Raw genomic sequence first — 21,467 nt, 5'->3', positions numbered from 1 at the left:
AACTTCTCTATTCTTGGATAGTTTAACATATTTCTACGAGTATTTCTGGTGTTTTCTGAAAATAATCAAGGAAGTGAGACTGTGCCATTCGCCCACTTAGCAGGAATGACTTTATTCGTGTTTCCCCAATTATCATGGACTTTATAATAACGTTCACCAGAAGCTGATTCATAGTAAGCATAAGCTGTGACCCAATGATTACCGTAAGTACTGCCTAGTAGTTTTAAAATGCCGATCATTACCGGTTTTCCTTGGCGAATTCTCTTTGTTGCTCGTTGCCAAGACCCCACTACTGTACTTCTGGCGTAAATGGGTTCTTGTTGTGTTTTAAAAAAGGCGGATATCCCTGAGCTTACTTGAATCGGTATGGTGGGAAAGCCTAAAGGTTGGATCGTGTGACGTAGCTTTTGGATCAATTCTTTTGCATCGCGAGAATCTTTTTGGCGAATATCTGATGGAATCAGATCCGACACACAATAATCTTGATAGTAGGCAAGCAGCACTGCTGCCGCATAAGTACCACAAAGATAACCAGATGGCGTTCGCCACTTTTTATAAGTCAAGAAACGTTGCTCAGGCAAGCCTACCCAACAATCCACTAAATGTGTGGTTGACTGTTGTTGCGCCCACTTTGTTAGAAACGTGTCGATCATTTCATCGTCACTAGTTGCTGCATCTATACTTGTTTCTTGCCAAGTAATGGATGTTGCGATACTTTTTGAATAGCCATCCACCGCCGTAATAACTTCGATAGACTGACCTTGACGATCAACGATCAAATAGCTTTCATTTTCAAAAATCACTGCTAAATAGTGTTCGTTCTCCCGTCTTCTTTTTAGCAGACGAAACTCTCTGATTCGCTCTGTTTTTCCGTCGAGCGTGACTTCTTGCCATTTCCCACTTGCATTTTTCAGAACGATCACCGTTGCCAAAAATCTATAAATAGTTCTAACCAACTATAAAAGTTGTCAGATTAATGTTTATTTCCTGTTTCACCGTGCCCGATTTTGCCACTTGCTCGCTACTGTCGTTTGTTCTAACACTCCACAGGCGTCAATTCGGATACAACGAATCCTATATATCTACGTTTTTCTTTTGATTAGAAACTCGTAGATCAAGCACTGTAATTAGCTAAATTCAGACTGGCATTATGATCCCTATCTGTTGTATAACCGCATTTCTCACAATGGTAAATACGTTCACTCAGTTTTAAGTTCACTTTCCTATGCCCGCATTCGTAACACAATTTAGAACTTGGATAGAATCGATCTGCTTCGACGAATTCAATGCCGTACTCTTCACATTTGTATTGAAGTTGACGTTTGAACTCATAAAATTTTTGTTGTGCGACTGATTTAGCTAAGTGCTTGTTCTTCATCATGCCCTTTACATTCAATGTTTCAACAACGATTTTCGATGGTTTGGTTTTCACGATCTCAGTCGTTGTTTGATGGATGTGGTTCTGACGAATATTTGCTAATTTTCGATGTATGTGCCGAATGTTCTTTTCTAATTTATAGATGTTACATGTTTTGACAAATCGGTTTCCCTCCTTGTTCATCTCGTATTTTCGAGAGACGTTACGTTGTAACCGACGTAATCGTTTCTCGATTTTTCTTACTTTGTTTGTCTGGTTGATATTTTTATAAACTTTGCCATTTGAAACAACGGCTAAATTTTTGATACCTAAATCAATACCCAACACTTCAGTGGTTAATTCTTGTTTGTGACATTCTTTTTCAATGCCAACAGAAAGATACCAATACTTGCCATCGAAAGAGATTCGTGGATTGAGATATTTCGTCTTCATTGGCACTTGTTCACTAGTTTTTATCCAACCAATTTTTTCAAGTAGAACGGATTTCGCTTTTACTTTTAATTTGACATTGTCATTATAAAAAGCAGGTTTTGTCTTCTTTCTGGACTTAAAACGTGGCTTCTCTGCTTTCACTCGACTTTTTCCGCTACAGCCATCAAACCATTTTTTATATGCATCACAAGCATCTTTAACTGCCTGCTTTGCAACATTATTTGACACTCGGTTCAACCAAGCATACTTTGGACGTTTTTTTATTTGAGTAATATGCTTTCGCAACTCATTGTTGGTGATAAATTTCCCACCAAATCGATGATTCATTTCCCACATGTGCAATACCCAGTTAAACACCCAGCGAGCCGTTCCAGCTGATTGCCAAAGTTGTTCTTCTTGTTCTTTCGTCGGCCGTAGTCTTATCTTCTTGGCTCGTATGACTTTTTGTACTAGTTTTGATCCCTTTTTTGTCTCCTGTTTCTTAAAAGTTTGTAGACTTCCTTCGTAATGTTTTGCCCATTTTCCGGCTGGATAGTTCATATTTGTTCTCACCTCAATAGTAAGATACGCCCTATCTAGCCATTCAAACGATTTTTTTACTATTTCTAAATTCTATCCTACTGCCCTTGACCTCCACCTACATTATAAGGGATAGACCTAAAAAAATAAATCAGAGTGACTAATAGATGATTGGTTGTTTTTAACATTTTTCTTGATTTGTATGGACAGAAATTGAACTTCTTATCCGTCAAAGAAGCTGATTATGCCTCCAATCACTTGTGCTTCTTTGGAGTAGATTTTACGTTCCATTTGTTTATTCTGCTTTTTTGTTAGATAATGGGCACACGGAACTAAAAAGGAGCGATGATTCAATGAACCAAGAACGTTTGAAACAAGATTTTTTTGAAGCAGTAAATGAAGAATGGTTAAAAACAGCAACAATTCCTGCCGATAAACCAGCGACTGGCGGGTTTCAGGATTTAGTTGATGGCATTGATCAACTAATGATGCAAGAGACAGATAAGATGTTAGCTGATCCGTCATCTGTTACGTCTGACAAGATGCGTCAATTCCTTGCGTATTACCAATTGGCAAATGATTATGCCTATAGAGATCAATTAGGTGCGACACCTTTACAACCAATCCTTGAACGGATCGAAAAACTTACTTCTTTTGATGAACTAAATCAGCAATTTCCAGACTGGACATTGGATAGCTTACCGCTACCTGTTGTTTTAGATGTGGATGCAGATATGAAAAATGCACAAGTCAATGCCTTTTTCGCCTCACCACCGTCTTTATTTTTACCAGATAAAACTTATTACGAAGCAGAACATCCAAATGGTGCTCAGTTATTGTCCGTCTTTTTTGATATGATGGTCCAACTTCTAGAAATGACAGGCAAAGAAAGAAGTCAGGCTGAAGCAATCGTTGAACAAGCGATCCAATTTGATAAATTGATTGCGCCTCATGTCAAAAGCGCAGAAGAAAATGCGGACTACAGCCAAATGTATAATCCAAGAGCCTTTACTGAATTTACGGCATATACAGATGCACTTGACTTAACTGCCTTGAGTACTGGCTTGATTGGCACACACCCAGATCAAGTGATCGTTACAGATCCTGTCTACTTTGAACATTTAGCTGAACTGTTGACAACGCCTCATTTTCGACTACTTAAAAGCTGGATGATCGTAAAAACTGTGCGTTCATTAAGCAGTTACTTGTCTGAAGAGTTCCGTCAAGTCAGTGGGATCTTCTCTCGAACTTTATCGGGAACTGATGAAGCAATGCCGCAAAAGAAAGCAGCATATTACCTTGCTTCAGGGCAATTTGATCATGTACTTGGAGATTACTATGGCAACAAATACTTTGGTGAAGCGGCGAAAAAAGATGTCGAGCAAATGGTCAAAAAAATGATCAACGTTTATCAAAAACGACTTGAAACAAATGAATGGTTAAGTGATGCGACACGAGAAAAAGCAATCGTCAAATTGAACAAATTAGGCATCCAAGTCGGTTATCCTGACAAAATCCCTGCTTTGTTCGATGCATTCCAAACAGTTCCCGCAGATGAAGGTGGAACCCTTCTTTCAAATGCATTGAACTTTAGTCATCTGACGTTAAAGGATCGTTTCAGTAAATGGAACAAACCTGTCGATCGTAGTGAGTGGGAAATGAGTGCAGACACAGTCAATGCGTACTATCACCCATTCCGCAACGTCATCGTTTTCCCAGCTGCGATTTTACAAGCGCCATTTTATAGTTTGGAACAATCTAGTTCAGCAAACTTCGGCGGAATCGGTGCAGTTATTGCGCATGAGATCTCTCATGCTTTTGACAACAACGGCGCAAAATTTGATGAATTCGGTAATTTGAATAACTGGTGGACAGAAGAAGACTTTTCTCATTTCCAAGAAAAAGCACAAGCTATGATCGAACAGTTTGATGGTGTACCTTTTGCAGATGGCACAGTCAATGGCAAACTGACTGTTTCTGAGAACATTGCCGATGCTGGTGGGCTAAGTTGCGCACTAGAAGCCGCAAGGACAGAAGACGATTACTCAGCAGCCGATTTCTTCATGAATTGGGCAACGATCTGGCGCACAAAAGCGAAAAAAGAATACCAACAATTACTTTTACAAATCGATGTTCATGCACCTGCAAAACTACGTGCAAATATCCAACCTCAGAACTTAGAAGAGTTTTATGAGGCATTCGAGATCACTGAAGAAGATCCGATGTATCTAGCACCTGAAAAACGTGTGCATATTTGGTAATTTTTGTGATCTAGCTACGAAAATCATGGAATAGTAACTAGTAATAACCAAAATAAAGCGACCCCAAAAGTTAGATGAATGATCTAATCTTTGGAGTCGCTTTTTTATCCCTTAATAATCTCAGCACCAAGCGCTGTTTGAAAATGCTTCAACGCCCAGTCATGTCCGATTGGATCAAAACTAGCAACTGCATCTTCATAAATAAATAATTGATAGCCTAAGTTATACGCATCGACCGCTGTATGCAAGACACAAATGTCTGTACAAACGCCTGTTAAATATAGCTCAGTAATCCCACGTTCACGCAAACGAATATCGAGATCTGTACCGCTGAATGCTGAATAGTGGCGCTTATCGATCCAATACACGTTGGCTTGCGTTTGGTGTTCCTTATAAATCTCTTGCAAGGAACCATATAGATCACGACCATTCGTTCCGATCACATTATGTGGCGGAAACAAGTTGTTTTCTGGATGAAAGTCATCCGTTGGGTCATGGGCATCAATAGCAAAGACGACATAGTCATTTGCTTCAATGAAAGATTTTGTGTGGTCTGTCAATGCTGTTTCAATCGCTTGCCCGGCTTCTCCAGTAGTCAATTTCCCGTCATCTGCAACAAAATCATAGGTGTAATCAATCGAAATCAATGCTTTCATACGGTTCACTCCTTATACAAGATGTTTGACAAACTCAATCACCATTTCAGCTGAACGTTTTCCTGCTTCTTCAATGAATTCGTCAAAGCTTTGTGTTGCTGAATGGTCTGCTGTATCACTCATTGCTCGCACGATCAAGAAAGGAATGTTGAATTGTTGCGCTGTTTGACCAACCGCAGCTCCTTCCATTTCACAAGCAAGTGCTTCAGGGAAATTCCCTAAGATCTCTTGGACTTTTGTTGGAGAATCAACAAATGTATCCCCTGTAACGATCAAGCCTTCTTTGGCATTTAAGTTGGTTGCTTCTGCGGCTCTTTTCATTTCTGAACGTAAATACGTACTTGCTTCATAGTAAAGAGGCATCCCTGGTAATTGTCCTGGTTTATAGCCAAAACCTGTCACGTCTGCGTCAAAATAGGCAACTTTGTCAGAAATCACGACATCCCCTACACGTAGCCCTTCACCAATACCGCCAGCTGATCCTGTATTGATGACCATGTTGACACCATATTGTTGGATCAGCAAGCTTGTTGTGATCGATGCCAAGACTTTTCCGATGCCTGAACGTACAACGATGACTTCATGATTTCCTAAAGAGCCTGAAATAAACAAAGCCCCCGCTCTTTCCCATGATAACGGTTCGCCTAATTGCTCTCTTAAAATTTTTACTTCTTCTTCCATAGCGCCAATGATTCCAATTTTCATCTACTAGTTCCTTCTTTCTATAAAAATGCGACTGCTAGAAAAACGATGGCTAACAATAAAATGACGATAACCAAGCCTTTCATTAAAATAGCATTCCATTTGCGTGTTTTTTCTCGTTCGCCGGCTCTTGTTTTTGTGATCGGCTTGTTTTTCTTTTGTTCTTTGCGATAAAAGCTCGCGATCTTTTTTTCTTCTTGTTTGTACGTGGCTTCCGCTTTTCTTTGTTTTTTCAATGATTCTTGTGCTTGTTCTTGCTGTCGCTTGCGGATTTCACTACGTGTGACTAGCGGTCCTTTGACCATCCATCGATCCCTCTACTTTCCTTTGTTCATTGATTCCCAGTATTGAATCGCATAAATCGTTTTGGCATCGCAAATGACTTGATCTGCCATCGCTTGTTTTGCTTCTGGTAAAGTCAGCGCATAAAGCTCCAATACCTCGTCCTCGTCTTGTGCTAGAGGCTGTTCTACTTTTTTGATATTTAATGCATGATAGATATGCAAAAGTTCATTTGCAAATCCTGGTGACAAATACATGGAAGTCAAATGTTCCAATCGCTCTGCGCGGTAGCCCGTTTCTTCTTCTAGTTCTCTGGCCGCAGTGATCTCAGGCGCTTGTTTCTCTCCTGGATCGATTTTACCTGCGGGTATTTCCAGAATCACTTTTTCTAAAGGTTTACGGAATTGTTTGACTAATAATAGACGTTCCTGTTCATCAAAAGCAATGATCCCCACACCACCCGGGTGAAAGACCAGCTCACGTTTTCCGACATTGCCATCTGGTAAACGAACATCATCGACAGCTACATCAATGATCGCGCCATGATAGATTTCTTTTCGTTGGATCGTTTTTTCTTCAAACTGTTCGTATTCAAGCATCATTTCCCCTGCTTTCTTTTGTCCTATAATAACTACTTTTTTTGATTTTTTCAATTTTCTTTTTGATTTCTTACTTAGTTTAACATATCCAAACCTTAGAAATTCTATAAACTCGTAAAATCCACCTTTAGTCCGATACTAATTATTAAGTAGGGTGTGCTAAAATGAAGGAGTAGATGAATCGAATGGTCAACGAATATACTTGGAGGTTTTTATAATGATCAAAAAAAATTGGAAATGGATCTTAGGTTTACTCTTAGTGATACTGTTCTTTAGTTATAATGATGTATCGATCACATCAATGATCTTGCTGATTGGCGCTGTTTTGGTGATTTGGGGACTTTTCGGTTTTCGTAGCAAACCTAAAGATAAAACCGCATTACCCGATCTTTCAGACAAATTAGCATCCCATTATAGCGAAAATGGTATGACACCTAGCGAAATCTCTTATTTTAGAGAAACGATGAATCAAACAAAAAATGAAATTGAACAGCTAGAAAAAAATATGCACGAAACAGCGAAGTTAAAAGCAATCGATCTTCGTCACGAACCTGTAAAAGCAGCAAAAGGGTTGTTCAAAGAACTTGTAAAAGAACCTACTCGCCTGCACGATGCGAGTCAATTTCTTTACACCCACTTGCCAAATTTAGTGGATTTGACAAATAAATACATCGAGATCAATGCACACGAGATCAAGAATAAACAGACTTACCAGAAATTGGAAGAAAGCAATCAGATCATTGATCAACTCGCTTTATTAGTTGCTAAAGACTATCAAGATTTCGTATCCGAAGATCTGGAAGATATCGATGTAGAGATATCTGTTGCGAAACAAAGCTTAAAGCGTGATAATAAAGAAGAACAAGAAGAATAAGCAACTCGTCTCTAAGACTCGGAACAGTTAGACATCGTCTGCCTGTTTCGGGTACTTTTTCTAGCTTCATTCGATAAGGAGGAAATTATATGGAAAATAAGCCAAATTTACCAAAACAAGAAGTAACCCCAGTTAATGATACTTTAGAAGACTTACTGAATAATCCATTTTCGACACCTGTCGATAAATTGACCCAAACACAGCAAAACGAAATCAATGCTTTGCAAGAGCAACAAACAGCTGCCCGTTTGATTGATAAGTTACCTGCCGAAAGACAAGAACAAGCAAAACAATTAGCAGAAAAAATCGATGTGACTGATTCTCAGTCTGTCATCAGCTATGGTTCCGCTGCCCAAACAAAATTAGGTGAATTCTCACAGTCAATGTTGAATCACGTACAAGCGCAAGATATCGGACCAGTCGGCGATTCATTGACTGAACTGATGTATCGCTTGCAAGAAGCGAATCCTGATGAATTACGTGCCGGCGAAGGAAATATTTTCCAACGCGTATTCGGCAAAGTCAAACAATCGATTTATGAAGTGACTGCAAAATATCAAAAAATCGGTGCGCAAATCGATAAGATCTCAGTCAAATTAGACAAAGAAAAAGATGGTCTATTAAAAGACAATTTGATGTTAGAACAACTTTATCAAAAGAATAAAGATTATTTTGATGCGTTGAATATTTATATCGCTGCTGGCGAGTTAAAAATGGAAGAACTACAAACAACGATCATCCCAGAAGCGATGCGAAAAGCAGAACAAACAGGCGATCAAATGGATGTACAGATCGCCAATGATTATACACAGTTTCTTGATCGCTTAGACAAACGTACCCACGATCTACGTTTAGCAAGACAGATCACGATCCAACAAGCACCACAGATCCGTTTGATCCAAAACACAAACCAAGCGTTAGCAGAAAAGATCCAAGCATCGATTGCTACAGCGATCCCATTGTGGAAAAACCAAGTGGTTATCGCGTTGACTTTACTTCGTCAAAAAGATGCTGTTACTGCACAACGTCAAGTTTCTGAAACAACCAACGATCTGTTGAAGAAAAACTCAGAAATGTTGAAAATCTCTGCGATCGAAACAGCGAAAGAAAACGAACGTGGTATCGTGGATATTGAAACATTACAAACGACACAAAATGATTTGATCGAAACGATCCAAGAAACACTCCGTATCCAACAAGAAGGAAAAGAAAAACGTCGCCATGCAGAAGTCGAGCTTGGCCATATGGAAGAAGATTTGAAACAAAAATTACTAGATTTAACACAATAAATAAAAAAACCTTGTACGAAGCAATCTGCTTGATACAAGGTTTTTTGTTTCCTATTTTTCGGTATTCATCTTACTGTGTTTATAACCATAACCAAAATAAATCACTAGTCCGATGACCATCGTAATCGCAAAGACTAACCAAGTCACCGCTTGTAGACGTGACATCAAAACGAGACAAGATAAAATCGAAATGATTGGTAAAATCGGCACCAACGGCACTTTGAACTCGCCAGCTTTTGGTTTACCAAACATTTTACGCAATTTCAATAATCCTAGACTTACTAACATCAGATAAGCTAATGCCATGATGTTCGTCAACTCTGCCAAAATATTCAACGGGAAGAATCCGGCGAAGAATAATGCGGCGATTCCTGCTGCATAAGTCGCTTTCTTTGGCGTACGGTGTTTCTTATCGATTTCTGTCATGAATTGTGGCAACAAGCCATCTTTACTTACTGCAAACAATAAACGAGCTAATGAATACATCATTGAGATCGTAACCGTCAATAAGGTCAAAATCGCCCCAACAGCGATGATTGCACCTACTGTACCATGACCGACATAACGCATTGCGAATGCCACAGGATCATTTACCCCTAATTCTGTATAAGGAACGATTCCTGTTAAAATCAATGTCACAATGATATATAAAACTGTTGCGATCAAGATCGAACCGATGATTCCACGAGGTACATCTTTTTGCGGATTTTTTACTTCCTCTGCCGCCATCGCTACCGCATCAAATCCTAAGAATGCGAAGAAAACTAATGCTGCGCCATCCAGTACTCCTTCGAAGCCGAACGGTGTAAATGGTTGCCAATTCTCTGGCTTAACAAAAAAGATTCCTACAATAATAAATAATGCAATGATTCCAAATTTCACATAAACCATCATGTTGTTCAATCGTAACGCTTTCTTTGCCTCCAAAGAAACAACGTATGTGACGAAAATCACAACAAGCACCGCAATTAAGTCGATGTATGTACCATTGGCTGGGTTATATCCACCTGTTAGAGCAGTTGGCAAGCCAAAGCCAAGACTTTCAATAAACCCTTGTACATAACCGGACCAACCAGACGCGACAGATGAAACGGCTAATAAAAACTCACCGATCAATAGCCATCCAGTCAACCATGCAGCAAATTCTCCAAATACGACATAGAGATACGCATAAGGTCCACCGATCACTGGTACGCGTGACGCAAATTCTGCAAAGCTTAGACCAGATAAAATCACAACGATCGCTGCTAAGACAAACGATAATGATAGTGCTGGGCCTGCATTTTGGTTTGCTGCCACTCCTGTTACGACAAATATTCCTGTACCGATGATCGCGCCAATACCAAGCATGATCAGATCGGATGTTTTTAGTTCTTTCTTCATCTCACTCGTATGATTGAGATTGATTTCTTTCTTACGAAACAAATCCATTTAATTTCCTCCCCCTGATTTTGAGTATATAAAAAAACAGCTTTACGCTGTTTTCATATACCCTAAAAGAATACCACCAAAAATAACTAAAAGGCAACCTACAATTACAAATATAAGCTCTTTTTTTGTCTTTTTCTCACCTAAGATAAAAATACCACCTAGAGTTGAAATGATGATTCCCATTTGTGAAAGAGAGAAACCTACTGCTAGTCCTAATGACTTCACAGTCAATAGCATACATACGTTACCGATTCCCCATAACAATCCGCTTGCCATGTTTTTCCAAACATATTGATCGACTTTAACTTTTCGGAATGCAAAAAAGCTTGCTCCTAAAATCATCCCGATACTTTGCGGTAAAATAATCGACATCGCATCTAAGTTTGCCCAGTTAACGATGATCGTATACACACCATAACCTAACGTAGAATAGATCAATGCTCTGAATCCCTTACCAAAATCAAGCATTGTATTCTCTGTATCAACTTTTCCTTCATCATCTTGTCTAGCCGTCAAATACGCACCGCTTACAAGAAGAATCAATGCTAAAATACCGTAAACATAATCTTTTGTTTGCGTCCATTCATGGAAAAACACAGCACCCGCAATCGTATTCAAAATCAATTGAAAACCAGTCGATAACGGTAACCCTACAGATACACCCATGAATTTCATCCCATGGAACTGACCGTTTTGACCAACGCTCCATGCTAGACCAGATAGAAAACCAATCAATGCGATCCACGGTGTGATTGTTGGACTAACGATGAAAAAGGCAACGAGTGAAAAAAGAAATGCGCCGATCGTCATCCCTAATGTTTGTTGATTGGCATCGCCACCGATCTTTCCACTGACTAAACCAATACTCCCCCATGCTACCATTGGGACTAATGCGATTAATAATTCCATAACCATTCTCCTTCTTTTCAATGTCACATGTTATAGAACATATCAACGAAAACGTTAACAACACAAGAGTTATTTTTTATTTCTCACTTTTTTCTAACTTAACTTCATCAACAGTTCTCTGAAGTGTGAGCAGACACTAAGAAACCAATAAGCAAAAATCAGCCACTGCTCCGAAAATCAGCCGATTTTCGAGCAATGGCAAATACATTCGACATTAAAATTTTTTAAATCATTCGCTTATTGTAAGTAGAGTCGCTATGATCTCCATGGGCAAAAGAAGTCTATCTTTCGTCGCTAAAAATGTTTCATAGACTGACTTCAGAAACAAGTATGAAAATCTCCTTGATTTTAACGCTCTTCTTGGTAAAAACTCAAGATAGGGAAAAATAAAGTCATCGTCGTTCCTTCTCCCTCGATCGAATCAACAGTGAGCGTGATCCCGAGTTTTTCAGCCAGATTTTTAGCAAGGTACAAGCCTAAGCCAGTAGAATGTGTTTTGCTCAGACGACCATTCGCCCCCGTAAATCCTTTGTCGAAAATCCGTCCAACATCTTCTTTTGGGATACCGATCCCTGAATCTTTGACAGAAAAGTTTACGCCTTTTGGGGTTTTCTCGATCAACAATTTGATCTCACCTTCATCTGGCGTATACTTGATAGCATTGCTAAGAATTTGTTTAAAAATAAACGCTACCCATTTCGAATCCGTTAAAATCGTTTGGTCTTCACCGATTACTTCATAGCGTATCTTCTTTTGGATAAAATAATTTGCTTGGCTACGAATGACCGGTTGGATGATGCTCTTGATACTGTATTCTTGAATCAAATAGTCCCTTGAAAAACTATCCAAGCGAGCATAATACAATACTTGTTCGACATACTCATCGATTTTAGACAACTCGTTTTCTAACAGCGTATACTTTTGATCGTCAATATCAAACTCAATCGAGCGTAACAGTAATTCTGAAGCTGCTACGGGAACTTTGATTTCGTGGACCCATGAGTCGATATAATCTTTTTGATCTTGTTGATTCGTGATGGCTTCTTGCATCACTTCCTGATGTTCACGTATCAGCTGATTGATATAAGCCTCCACCAATTTTTCTTCTTCCGTATGTCCACCATCCAAATAATTTTGTAAAGGGGAAATTTTTTGCAGATTCGACAATTTCGCCCACCATCTACGTTTACTTAAATAACTGACAAGCAAGAAAAAGAGTAAAAAGACACCTTCGATCAAAGCTAGGTATGCAATCGTAGCCCAGTCTACTGTGATATTAGGGGCTAACCACATGACAAAAATCGTCAACAAAATGAAAAATACCCAGCCAACGATCAGCGACCATTGATCTTTCAAATACTTAAAAAAATTCATAGTTATCTTTCATCCTTTCAGGGAACGATATACCCCTGGCCGACTTTTGTTTCGATATAGCCGGTGATACCTGCTTGTTCGATCTTACGACGCAAACGATTGATGTTGACCGTCAATGTATTGTCATCAACAAACCGTTCATCATCCCATAATGCACGCAATAATTTTTCGCGAGTCAAAATCTTGCCGTGTTGCTTCATTAGAATGAATAACAGGCGATACTCATTTTTACTCAAATCGATCATTTCGCCATTGATCTCCATACTGCCGTTATCAACATTCAATGTGATGCCATTATGTGTCATCATCTCACTCGACAACTCACCATAATTGTATGAACGACGTAACAAAGCATTGATTTTAGCAATCAAGACATCGATTTGGAACGGCTTCGTCACAAAATCATCCGCCCCCATATTCATTGCCATGATCATATCCATATTGGTATTACGACTTGAAATAAAAATGATCGGTACTTTAGAGATCTCACGAATTTTTTGACACCAATAATAACCATCAAAAACGGGTAGATTGATATCTAACAGAACAAGCTGCGGTTCTTCTTTTTCAAAATCAGCAAAAACCTGATTGAAATCTGATGTTCCATACGTTTCAAATTGCCATTTCTCCAACTCTTCCATAATCAGCTGACGAATGATCTCTTCATCTTCTACTACCATAATTTTAGCCATGATATACCTCCGATGTTTTTCTTGTACTAACCATATCAAAGAAGCAAACATTCTACAAGTAACAATAGGTCGTGAGAAAAGCGTTCTGACCTGAGCAGTAAGATTATAAAAACAGAAAGTAGTACCTCGTGACGAAAATCCCCTTACTTACTTTCCGTCAATAAAATGAGAATACAATTGGAAACAAACATTCTTTTTCATTTTTGGACAAAAGCTATTTCGTCGATTTGCTTCATTCTTTTTCTTTTGACCGACTCAAGCTCACAGAATAAAACATTGTTAAATCAACGTTTATAAATTATTTTTGATAATCAGAGCGTTTCCTTTGAATTTTTTTCTATTCCATATAACAATAGTAATGTATTAAAAAATGATTAGGAGGAGATTTGATGTTTAGACACCAAAAAGAATTACAGTTTGAGGCAAAACCAGATCGTCCGAATCCATTAATCGCAAAATATTTACAAGAATTGATTGGCGGACAATATGGTGAAATGAGTGTAGCGATGCAATACCTTTTCCAAGGTTGGAGTTGTCGTGGGGAAGAAAAATATAAAGATATGTTAATGGACATTGCGACAGAAGAACTTGGACACGTTGAAATGTTAGCGACGATGGTTGCTCGCTTACTCGAAGATGCACCTGTTGAAGATCAAGAAGAAGCAATGAAAAAAGACCCAACGATCGGTGCGATCATTTCCGGTATGAATCCTCAACATGCTATCGTAGCTGGCTTAGGACCACGTCCTGCGGATAGTGTAGGTAATCCTTGGAGTGGTGGCTATATTATTGCTAGTGGGAACTTACTTGCTGATTTCCGTGCCAACTTGAATGCTGAATCTCAAGGAAGACTACAAGTCGCTCGTATTTACGAAATGATCGATGATCGTGGCGTAAAAGACTTACTTTCAGTTTTATTAGCTAGAGACAGCTATCACCAAAATCTTTGGGCAGCTGCTGTAAAAGAATTAGAAGAAACTGAAGGCGGTATCCTTGTTCCTACAACCTTCCCAAGAGAAGAAGAACGTAAAGACATTGCCTATGATTTCTATAACCTTTCAGAAGGTGACGAAAGTAGCGAAGGCTCTTGGGCAAAAGGCAAAGCGCTAGATGGTGAAGGAGAATATCAATGGTTGAAAGAACCTAAAATTGAAGGCGAAGCACCTAAATTAAAACCAGTAACGCCTAAAATGTACGGTACACCTCCAAAAAAATAAACGAAAAGCAAAAACTGATGCCTCCAACGTAGTGGGCATCAGTTTTTTTGTGGATCACTCGATCAACAGGATTCCGTCTTCGACGATCTTCCCGAAAAATAAGAAAATACTACTTGTGAATAACAACGTCATATTCACACCAAAATAGATGGCTATTTTTTCTAAATAATTTTTGATTTCTTTTATTTTAATATACATAAACGCCAAGAAATTGACGCCGTAAACTAAAATGGTCAAGAAAATGATCATGTTTGTCATCACTGGCTCGTTCGCCTCTCTTTCACTGTCTAGTTGTTCAAATTGATTGGCACTTTGGGATGCTACGACTTATTCCGAGATCGTTCGATCAAATTACCTACCATTAAGTCCAGCACTCCTACCGTTTCGTAGTATCTAAACAACTACCTGTTTGTTTAGCGCTTCCATTGATGACTAGATAAAAAAGCGAACCTATTCCCTCATTTGCTCTAATTTTTCGGCAAAAGACTGAGCTTCTTCTTCTGTTCGACAAATAATAATGAACGTATCGACCCCAGCAATCGTTGCAGCGACTTCTGGATAATTTACTTCATCTAACCAATTCGTCACGACGTCCGCACCATCTTTTTCAGTCAAGACCACGATCATGAATTGGATGGGTTGGATACGTAAGACTTCACGTTTGACCGCATTTCGTAAGCGATCTTCCATTAAAGAATCGGCTTGTTGATTGAATAACGCATACCTTATCTGTTTATTCTCATCTTGGACCTTAACGAGCTTCAATTCGCGGATATCTCGTGAGATCGTTGCTTGAGTTGCATTGACACCATTCATCTGTAAATGATTCAATAATTCCTCTTGCGTACCGATCGCATGTTCCGTGATCAATTGGCGAATCAATGATTGTCGTTGATTTTTTTTCATACAAAAAACACCTCTTCGTATCTAATTATAGCAAAAAACAAGTAATCTATCGGTTGCATTTATTTGATTTCTGACACTTCGTCTGGTTTGTCTTGTTCTACGGTCACTCGTAAAATCGTTTTTAATTTTTCTGGTGCAACCCTTCTTGGATCACTCATATAGATTTCTTTATGCTCTTTTGATGTTCGGTGATAGCCTTTTTCTTTAAGAAATACATCCAGCTTTTCAAATGTTTCTGGTTCATCATCGTATGGACCAACGTGTAAGATTTGCGCAACCATGCCTTCTTCGATCGACGTGAAGAAAAGTTGACTCACTAAATCTTCTGGGATTTTACTTGCGGCTCGCGTTAACGCCTCTGAAGCCACTTGAGAGGTAACAAAATCCGGTTGCTGGATCATCAACTGATAAGAAAAATGTTCCTTTAACATCACTGGTTCATTCAAAAATTTTTCTTGTAGCCCCCAATGACCTTCTAAAGGATAAACGGTGTAAGGTGCATAATCAGGAATCAACCAGCCACTTTTTTGTGCCATTCGGATCGTATAACTTACAGCATATAAACAGCCTATACGACGCTTGAATTCTTCCCCGTTTGGATCACCTACTCCATTGATACAAAAAAAGTTTTTAGCACGGAGTTTCAGTAGCTGTGGTTTCTTTGACATACGATAACTAGGGTCGTTTTTTCGCCATTCGATTTTTTCCATAAGCCCTCCTTGTTTTGTTCTTCACTACTATCATAACTCTTTTACATTCGCTTGGCTAATCTGGTTGACACTATTTTTAGACTTATGCTAGAATAAGCCGAATGATAAATCGTACAGATAACACGCCTAGCGTGTCGAGAGAGAGGCGGTTTCTATTTTAGAATAGAAATCTGTCTCTTTTTTTACGAGAAAATTAGAGGTGAAAATCATGCAAAAAGAAAAACAACTACAGTTAGTTCCGGCAGTACTTGCCACAGGGATCATGTCATTTTCTGGGGTTTTGATTGAAACCGCAATGAACGTGACTTTCCCTACACTTATCCAAGAATTTCAAATCAGTACGTCTCAGGTACAATGGGTTACGACCATCTATTTGTTGATGATTGCGATCATCGTACCCCTTTCGACCTATCTGACAAAAAACTTTAGTATCCGAACACTTTTCTTGAGTTCTAATTTACTATTTATTGCTGGTTTGTTGGTCGATTACTTTTCTCCTACCTTCTTGTTATTGCTCTTAGGTCGTGTGCTCCAAGGGGCTGCGACAGGGATCGCCTTGCCTTTGATGTTTCATATCATTTTGACTTTTGCCCCTATGGGAAAAAGAGGCACGATGATGGGACTCGGTACTTTGACAACTGCGATTGCTCCAGCGATCGGTCCAACATATGGTGGGATTTTGACTGCTAACTTCTCATGGAGTCATATTTTCCTCTTTCTATTGCCAGTATTGCTCCTTTCACTTGGGATCGGCTTATATGCGATTCCAAAATTTGCGGTTGAGAAAACTGGTCGCCTAGATTTACTTAGTGTCTTCGGTGTTTGTCTGATGTTTAGTGGAAGCCTTACGTTTTTAAGTATGTTTAAAGACTGGATTGGCTGGGTGTCCTTGGTCATCGCTATTTTAGGCTTCTTGCTTTTCTATCAACGAACAAAAAAAGCCACACACCCTTTGATCCGACTAGAGATTTTTAAAAATCGCACGTTCCGCTTATTTTTATTTAGTTTTTTAGTTTATCAATTTTTACTGCTTGGTGTTTCCTTTGTCCTACCGAACTTTGTCCAAATCGTTCAAGGAAACAATGCGTTTGTCGCAGGTTTAGCGATGCTTCCAGGGGCAGCGATTGGTGCTCTCTTATCTCCTTTCTCAGGGAAATTACTCGACCAACACGGACCTAAAAAACCGATTTTTATTGGTCTCTTGTTTTCATTGGTGGGTTGGAGTGTCCTTGTCGTGATACTAGGCCACGCATCACTAGGCTTCTTGATTGCTTGTCACTTCTTCTATATGATCGGTATCGGCCTTTCTTATAGTAATATGATGACAACTGGGATGAATGCTTTATCAATGGAATTACAATCAGACGGTAATGCTGTATTCAATACGTTACAACAATTTTCCGGAGCTGTCGCTACTACGCTAGTTGCTGTGATCATCAACTTTTTCCAAGACCATCGTTCGAATAGTTATGAAGCCGCAACTACACTCGGTTCAAAAGTGGCTTTAGGTGTCCTACTTTGCTTATTGATCATCAGCTTGCTCCTATTTATCCGTTACATGATGCAAAAGCCTAAGCAAGAACAAAATTAGAACGATACTCCGAATGAGGTTGTGACAGAAGTGTTCAGCTCCGAGAAATAAGCCGAGAAACCCGAAAATCGTTCTTCAAATTTTTGGGTTTCTCGGCTTATTTCCGAAGGAGTTGCTTCTGGAACACCGTTTATTCGGTTTTAATGTTAGAAACAAAAATGAATTTTATTTTTGTCTCACTCTCATTTTTTTCAACGATTAGCTTTCAACACAAAATTTTGTATTCAAGCGAATAAAATCCTCGGATAAAATATTGTATCTTCTAACATTCTATGAGATGGTAGATACGTAAAGGAGGTTTTTTTATGGAAAAAATCGCTGTTATCGGTGGTGGTATCATCGGTATGACATTAGCAAATTATTTAGATACCTCTAAATTTGAGGTTACCTTGTTCGATGCAAAAGAAGGACAAGCAACTCGGGCAAGTGCTGGGATCATCTCGCCTTGGCTTTCCAAAAGACGAAATAAACAGTGGTATCAGTTAGCAAAAGATGGCGCTGCTTTCTTCCCAAAGCTCATCCAAGATCTAGCACTTGATGATTCTATCTATAAACAATCAGGTACATTGATCTTTCGCACAAAAGAAGCTTTGGAGGACCTTGCCGCACTTGCGGAAGAACGAAAGAAGGAAGCACCAGAAATTGGTGATATTTCACTATTGAGTGCTGAGGAAACAGCGAAGGCTCTTCCCTTGCTAAAACCAACTCCTTCCTTGTTTGTCAGTGGCGGAGGCCGTTTAGATGGTCACGCTTATCTGTCTCACCTTGCCGCACGGTTAGAACAGAAAAGGGTCCAAGTTGTCTCTGAACGTGTCCAATTACGCAAAAAAGCCACCCAATGGCTCGTGTCTGGTACTTTTGGGCACAAGTCATTTGACCGAGTGATCTTAGCCCCTGGACCTTCATTGAAACCGTTGCTTGAAGAGATCGGAATCTGTGCAGATATTCGCCCCCAAAAAGGGCAACTGATCGTTTTTCAAACGCCTTATTTACACAGTCAAGAATGGCCTGTCGCTATGTTAGAAGGTGAAGCCGATTTTATCCCATTCAATAATGGGACAATACTAGTTGGTGCCACCCATGAAAATGATGCAAGATGGGACCTCGCGCCAACTGAAGCGGCTTATCAACAACTGATCCAAAATACCGCACCATTTTTGACTGATTCTGATCAGCTTGCTACATGGACACACACGATGCGTGTCGGCACACGTGCGTACACTTCTGATTTTGCGCCATTCTTTGCGCCTGTGCCTGAAGAACCAACGTTGATTGCTGCAAGCGGCTTAGGCTCTTCTGGTTTGACTACCGGACCTTATATCGGCTATTTGATCGCAGACTATCTCAATACAGGAACTTGGCGAGGCGAGCATTATCAAAAACCGATTGGCACGTATCTTTCACGAATATAAAAGAAAAGCAAAAAAAAGAGACCTACTTGCGTAGTCCTCTTTTTGATTTCATACTTGGTTTTATCTTAGTACCAACCGTTTGCTAACCAGAATGCTTTTGCAGCATCCCATGAACCGTAGCGTCCAGCAACGTATTCTTCTACAACACGTTCTTGGTTCGCTGGTGAGTAGTCACCGTTCAAATATGCTGAATCTAATTGGTAACGTCCGATGTAGCGGCCGTTTGTTGCAGTGTATGAACCACCTGATTCTTTTTGTGCAATCCATTCTTTCGCAGAGTTGCTGTTTGTTGTTACAGTAGCTGTAGCAGGTGCTACTTCAACTGTTTCAACAGGCGCAACGTATGTATATTCTTGCGCTGGTGTTTCTGTAACTACAGGAGTTTCTACTTTTTCTGTTGTTGGTGCTACTTCTGTTGTTTTTACTGATGAAGCGTCAGCTGGAATTGTTAATTCTTCCCCAACAAAAATACGGTTGATATCGTCAATCGAATTTTGTTCAGCAATTGCTTTGATCAGTGAATTGTCACCTGCAAATTTTTGTGAGATTTTAGATAATGAGTCTCCAGCTTTCACTGTATAAACTTCATCTGCATGAGCAGTAGTTCCTACAAACATTGCAGTTGCTCCAGCGGCAACAGTTGTCCCCAAAACGATCTTTTTAATTGAATTCATAGTAAGCTCCTTTTTTCTCTTTGATTTGTTTCAACGTCACTAACTTTATCATTTAGAAATATTTCATAGGTGAAAGAATTATGACAATTCATGACAAAATCGTCATATTTTTAATATTTGTAATATTTGTTTTTTGGAAAAACTAGGACTAAAGTCGTAGAAAGCTTATAAATCAATGTTGTAATCGTTTTTCGTCACTTTGTTAGAATTTTTGATAAAACACGTGTTCTGTAATATTCAGAAAATATTTTTTTTAATTTATTGGATTTTTTTGCGAAATTCTTCTCATTTTTCGAAAAATAGATGCAATTAACACAAAAAAACCAGTAATTGTTACAACAATTACTGGAGAAAATGATTCATTTGAAATAAAAAAGTCATTTTTTAGCGTTTTTTTTCTTTTGTAACAATTGGATTGCTTGATCCATTTCATGGATTGCTTCTTCTTCTGTTTCTTTTTCCAACGCATTCGTCAACACTTCTTGCCATTTTTCAGGGTCTTTGATTCCTAATTTACCGATTGCCCACGCTGCCGTCCCGCGGATCACCGGACGGACATCACTGAGACATTCTTCAATATGAGGCAAAGCAGCACGTTCGCCTAAATTGGCTAAAGCAATCAGCGCATTTCGTTGAAGTGGTTTTCTACCACGCCATGAGCCAGCCAGATGCCCGTATTGTTGCTTGAATTCTTTATTGGAGATCGTTAGCATAGGCGTGAGTTTTGGATAGACTTCTTCCACTTGCGGTTCCATTTCTGGATGGAAATGAAAATCTTTTCCTCTATTATATGGACAAACTAACTGACAGATGTCACAACCATAAATGACGTTACTCATCTTTTTCCGATACTCTTCTGGCATCATGCCTTTTGTTTGTGTCTGATAAGACAGACAACGTTGTGCGTTCATCCTGCCATCACCTAAAAGCGCCCCTGTTGGACAAGCAGTGACACAACGCGTACATTCACCACACCCGAAGACACCAGGAGTATCTGGCTCTAAGTCGATGTTTGTCACGATCTCTCCTAGATAGACGAACGAACCAAACTCCTCTGTGATCAATAGCCCGTTTCGACCAATAAACCCTAATCCGGCACGTTGCGCAACAGCGACATCGATCAACTCTCCTGTATCCACTTGCGGAGCCAAGCGCCATTCTTCTTCTTTTTGCCAGTGAGTTGCTCGTGACTCGATAAATGAAATCAATTGTTGCAAACGGTCACGTAAGATATCATGGTAATCGATTCCCCAGGAGGCTCGGGCAAATTGTCCACGCTTCTCATCTCTAGGCATTTTTTCATGGATCTTTGTAGGATACGCTAAAGCAATTGCAATGATCGATTTTGGCCGATCAAACGTCATTTCTGGATATAAACGCTCATCAATATTTGGATGTTCAAATCCTGATGTATGCCCAGCAGCTTTTTGTTCCTCCAACGATTCTTTCAAGTGATCAAAAGGCTCTGCGGTGGTAAACCCGATTTTATCGATCCCAATACGCTTGCTTTCTTGAATGATTTCTTCTTTTAATGTTAATGCCATTCTTTCCACCCTCGA

General features: G+C 39.4%; 21 protein-coding genes. 6 read left to right on the top strand and 15 right to left on the bottom strand.

Features of this window, described 5'->3' with window-relative positions; translation table 11 throughout:
• Positions 1 to 65: 65 nt before the first annotated feature.
• A complete protein-coding gene (locus IGL24_RS03360; RefSeq protein ID WP_242699772.1) occupies positions 66 to 914 on the bottom strand; it encodes a dihydrolipoamide dehydrogenase in 849 nt (282 codons plus the stop codon).
• Positions 915 to 1,114: 200 nt separating this feature from the next.
• Positions 1,115 to 2,350 (bottom strand): RNA-guided endonuclease InsQ/TnpB family protein, encoded by a 1,236-nt coding sequence (locus IGL24_RS03355; protein ID WP_242543302.1) that lies wholly within the window; start codon positions 2,348 to 2,350, stop codon positions 1,115 to 1,117.
• A 332-nt stretch (positions 2,351 to 2,682) separates the two neighbouring features.
• On the opposite strand from IGL24_RS03355, the gene IGL24_RS03350 reads away from it, so the two are divergent.
• Positions 2,683 to 4,590: a M13 family metallopeptidase gene (locus IGL24_RS03350; protein ID WP_206857013.1), complete on the top strand. Its 1,908-nt coding sequence runs from the start codon at positions 2,683 to 2,685 to the stop codon at positions 4,588 to 4,590.
• 104 nt (positions 4,591 to 4,694) lie between these two features.
• Here IGL24_RS03350 and IGL24_RS03345 read toward each other — a convergent pair whose 3' ends face one another.
• The 4 genes from IGL24_RS03345 to IGL24_RS03330 are packed head-to-tail and all read right to left on the bottom strand — an operon-like array spanning position 4,695 to position 6,829.
• On the bottom strand, positions 4,695 to 5,246 hold the full coding sequence (locus IGL24_RS03345; protein ID WP_206857012.1) for a cysteine hydrolase family protein: 552 nt from the start codon (positions 5,244 to 5,246) through the stop codon (positions 4,695 to 4,697).
• Positions 5,247 to 5,258: 12 nt separating this feature from the next.
• Positions 5,259 to 5,951, bottom strand: coding sequence for a 5'-methylthioadenosine/adenosylhomocysteine nucleosidase (locus IGL24_RS03340; RefSeq protein ID WP_206857010.1), 693 nt, complete (start codon positions 5,949 to 5,951; stop codon positions 5,259 to 5,261).
• Positions 5,952 to 5,968: 17 nt separating this feature from the next.
• Entirely contained in the window at positions 5,969 to 6,253 is a 285-nt protein-coding gene (macP, locus tag IGL24_RS03335) for a cell wall synthase accessory phosphoprotein MacP (protein ID WP_206857008.1), read from the bottom strand.
• A 12-nt stretch (positions 6,254 to 6,265) separates the two neighbouring features.
• Positions 6,266 to 6,829 (bottom strand): NUDIX hydrolase, encoded by a 564-nt coding sequence (locus IGL24_RS03330; RefSeq protein WP_206857003.1) that lies wholly within the window; start codon positions 6,827 to 6,829, stop codon positions 6,266 to 6,268.
• 217 nt (positions 6,830 to 7,046) lie between these two features.
• Between IGL24_RS03330 and IGL24_RS03325 the strand changes: the two genes are divergently transcribed.
• Together IGL24_RS03325 and IGL24_RS03320 are read left to right on the top strand one after the other, a co-directional pair.
• Positions 7,047 to 7,703 (top strand): 5-bromo-4-chloroindolyl phosphate hydrolysis family protein, encoded by a 657-nt coding sequence (locus IGL24_RS03325; RefSeq protein WP_206857002.1) that lies wholly within the window; start codon positions 7,047 to 7,049, stop codon positions 7,701 to 7,703.
• An 89-nt stretch (positions 7,704 to 7,792) separates the two neighbouring features.
• A complete protein-coding gene (locus IGL24_RS03320; RefSeq protein WP_206857001.1) occupies positions 7,793 to 8,992 on the top strand; it encodes a toxic anion resistance protein in 1,200 nt (399 codons plus the stop codon).
• Positions 8,993 to 9,043: 51 nt separating this feature from the next.
• Here IGL24_RS03320 and IGL24_RS03315 read toward each other — a convergent pair whose 3' ends face one another.
• The 4 genes from IGL24_RS03315 to sapR all read right to left on the bottom strand — a co-directional run bounded on the left by IGL24_RS03315 (position 9,044) and on the right by sapR (position 13,398).
• Positions 9,044 to 10,423 carry an APC family permease gene (locus IGL24_RS03315; RefSeq protein ID WP_206856999.1) on the bottom strand — a complete coding sequence of 460 codons (1,380 nt, stop codon included), beginning with the start codon at positions 10,421 to 10,423 and terminating at the stop codon, positions 9,044 to 9,046.
• Between the two features lie 42 nt (positions 10,424 to 10,465).
• A complete protein-coding gene (locus IGL24_RS03310) occupies positions 10,466 to 11,332 on the bottom strand; it encodes a GRP family sugar transporter (RefSeq protein ID WP_206856997.1) in 867 nt (288 codons plus the stop codon).
• Between the two features lie 348 nt (positions 11,333 to 11,680).
• Positions 11,681 to 12,706 (bottom strand): two-component system sensor histidine kinase SapS, encoded by a 1,026-nt coding sequence (sapS, locus tag IGL24_RS03305; protein WP_206856995.1) that lies wholly within the window; start codon positions 12,704 to 12,706, stop codon positions 11,681 to 11,683.
• A gap of 17 nt (positions 12,707 to 12,723) precedes the next feature.
• On the bottom strand, positions 12,724 to 13,398 hold the full coding sequence (gene sapR / locus IGL24_RS03300) for a two-component system response regulator SapR (protein WP_206856994.1): 675 nt from the start codon (positions 13,396 to 13,398) through the stop codon (positions 12,724 to 12,726).
• A gap of 389 nt (positions 13,399 to 13,787) precedes the next feature.
• Here sapR and IGL24_RS03295 point away from each other — a divergent pair, with 389 nt between their 5' ends.
• A complete protein-coding gene (locus tag IGL24_RS03295; protein WP_206856993.1) occupies positions 13,788 to 14,615 on the top strand; it encodes a manganese catalase family protein in 828 nt (275 codons plus the stop codon).
• A 54-nt stretch (positions 14,616 to 14,669) separates the two neighbouring features.
• Here the strand turns inward: IGL24_RS03295 and IGL24_RS03290 are convergent, their stop codons facing one another.
• From IGL24_RS03290 to IGL24_RS03280, 3 genes are all read right to left on the bottom strand, one after another.
• Entirely contained in the window at positions 14,670 to 14,876 is a 207-nt protein-coding gene (locus IGL24_RS03290) for a hypothetical protein (protein WP_023519183.1), read from the bottom strand.
• A gap of 189 nt (positions 14,877 to 15,065) precedes the next feature.
• Positions 15,066 to 15,521, bottom strand: coding sequence for an arginine repressor (locus IGL24_RS03285; protein ID WP_206856992.1), 456 nt, complete (start codon positions 15,519 to 15,521; stop codon positions 15,066 to 15,068).
• A gap of 59 nt (positions 15,522 to 15,580) precedes the next feature.
• Positions 15,581 to 16,231 carry a GyrI-like domain-containing protein gene (locus IGL24_RS03280; RefSeq protein WP_206856991.1) on the bottom strand — a complete coding sequence of 217 codons (651 nt, stop codon included), beginning with the start codon at positions 16,229 to 16,231 and terminating at the stop codon, positions 15,581 to 15,583.
• Between the two features lie 208 nt (positions 16,232 to 16,439).
• Between IGL24_RS03280 and IGL24_RS03275 the strand changes: the two genes are divergently transcribed.
• Together IGL24_RS03275 and IGL24_RS03270 are read left to right on the top strand one after the other, a co-directional pair.
• On the top strand, positions 16,440 to 17,822 hold the full coding sequence (locus IGL24_RS03275; protein WP_206856986.1) for an MFS transporter: 1,383 nt from the start codon (positions 16,440 to 16,442) through the stop codon (positions 17,820 to 17,822).
• A 305-nt stretch (positions 17,823 to 18,127) separates the two neighbouring features.
• Positions 18,128 to 19,234, top strand: a complete 1,107-nt coding sequence (locus tag IGL24_RS03270; RefSeq protein WP_206856984.1) for an NAD(P)/FAD-dependent oxidoreductase — start codon at positions 18,128 to 18,130, stop codon at positions 19,232 to 19,234.
• A 65-nt stretch (positions 19,235 to 19,299) separates the two neighbouring features.
• Here the strand turns inward: IGL24_RS03270 and IGL24_RS03265 are convergent, their stop codons facing one another.
• Entirely contained in the window at positions 19,300 to 19,908 is a 609-nt protein-coding gene (locus IGL24_RS03265) for a LysM peptidoglycan-binding domain-containing protein (protein WP_206856982.1), read from the bottom strand.
• Between the two features lie 377 nt (positions 19,909 to 20,285).
• Positions 20,286 to 21,452, bottom strand: coding sequence for a tRNA epoxyqueuosine(34) reductase QueG (queG, locus tag IGL24_RS03260; protein ID WP_206856980.1), 1,167 nt, complete (start codon positions 21,450 to 21,452; stop codon positions 20,286 to 20,288).
• Positions 21,453 to 21,467 lie beyond the last annotated feature (15 nt).

The sequence above is a fragment of the Enterococcus sp. DIV2371 genome (assembly GCF_050498525.1).
Classification (GTDB): Bacteria; Bacillota; Bacilli; order Lactobacillales; family Enterococcaceae; genus Enterococcus_B; species Enterococcus_B mangumiae.
The sequence above is the reverse complement of the archived record's forward strand: the minus strand, read 5'-3'. Positions and strand labels throughout refer to the sequence as shown.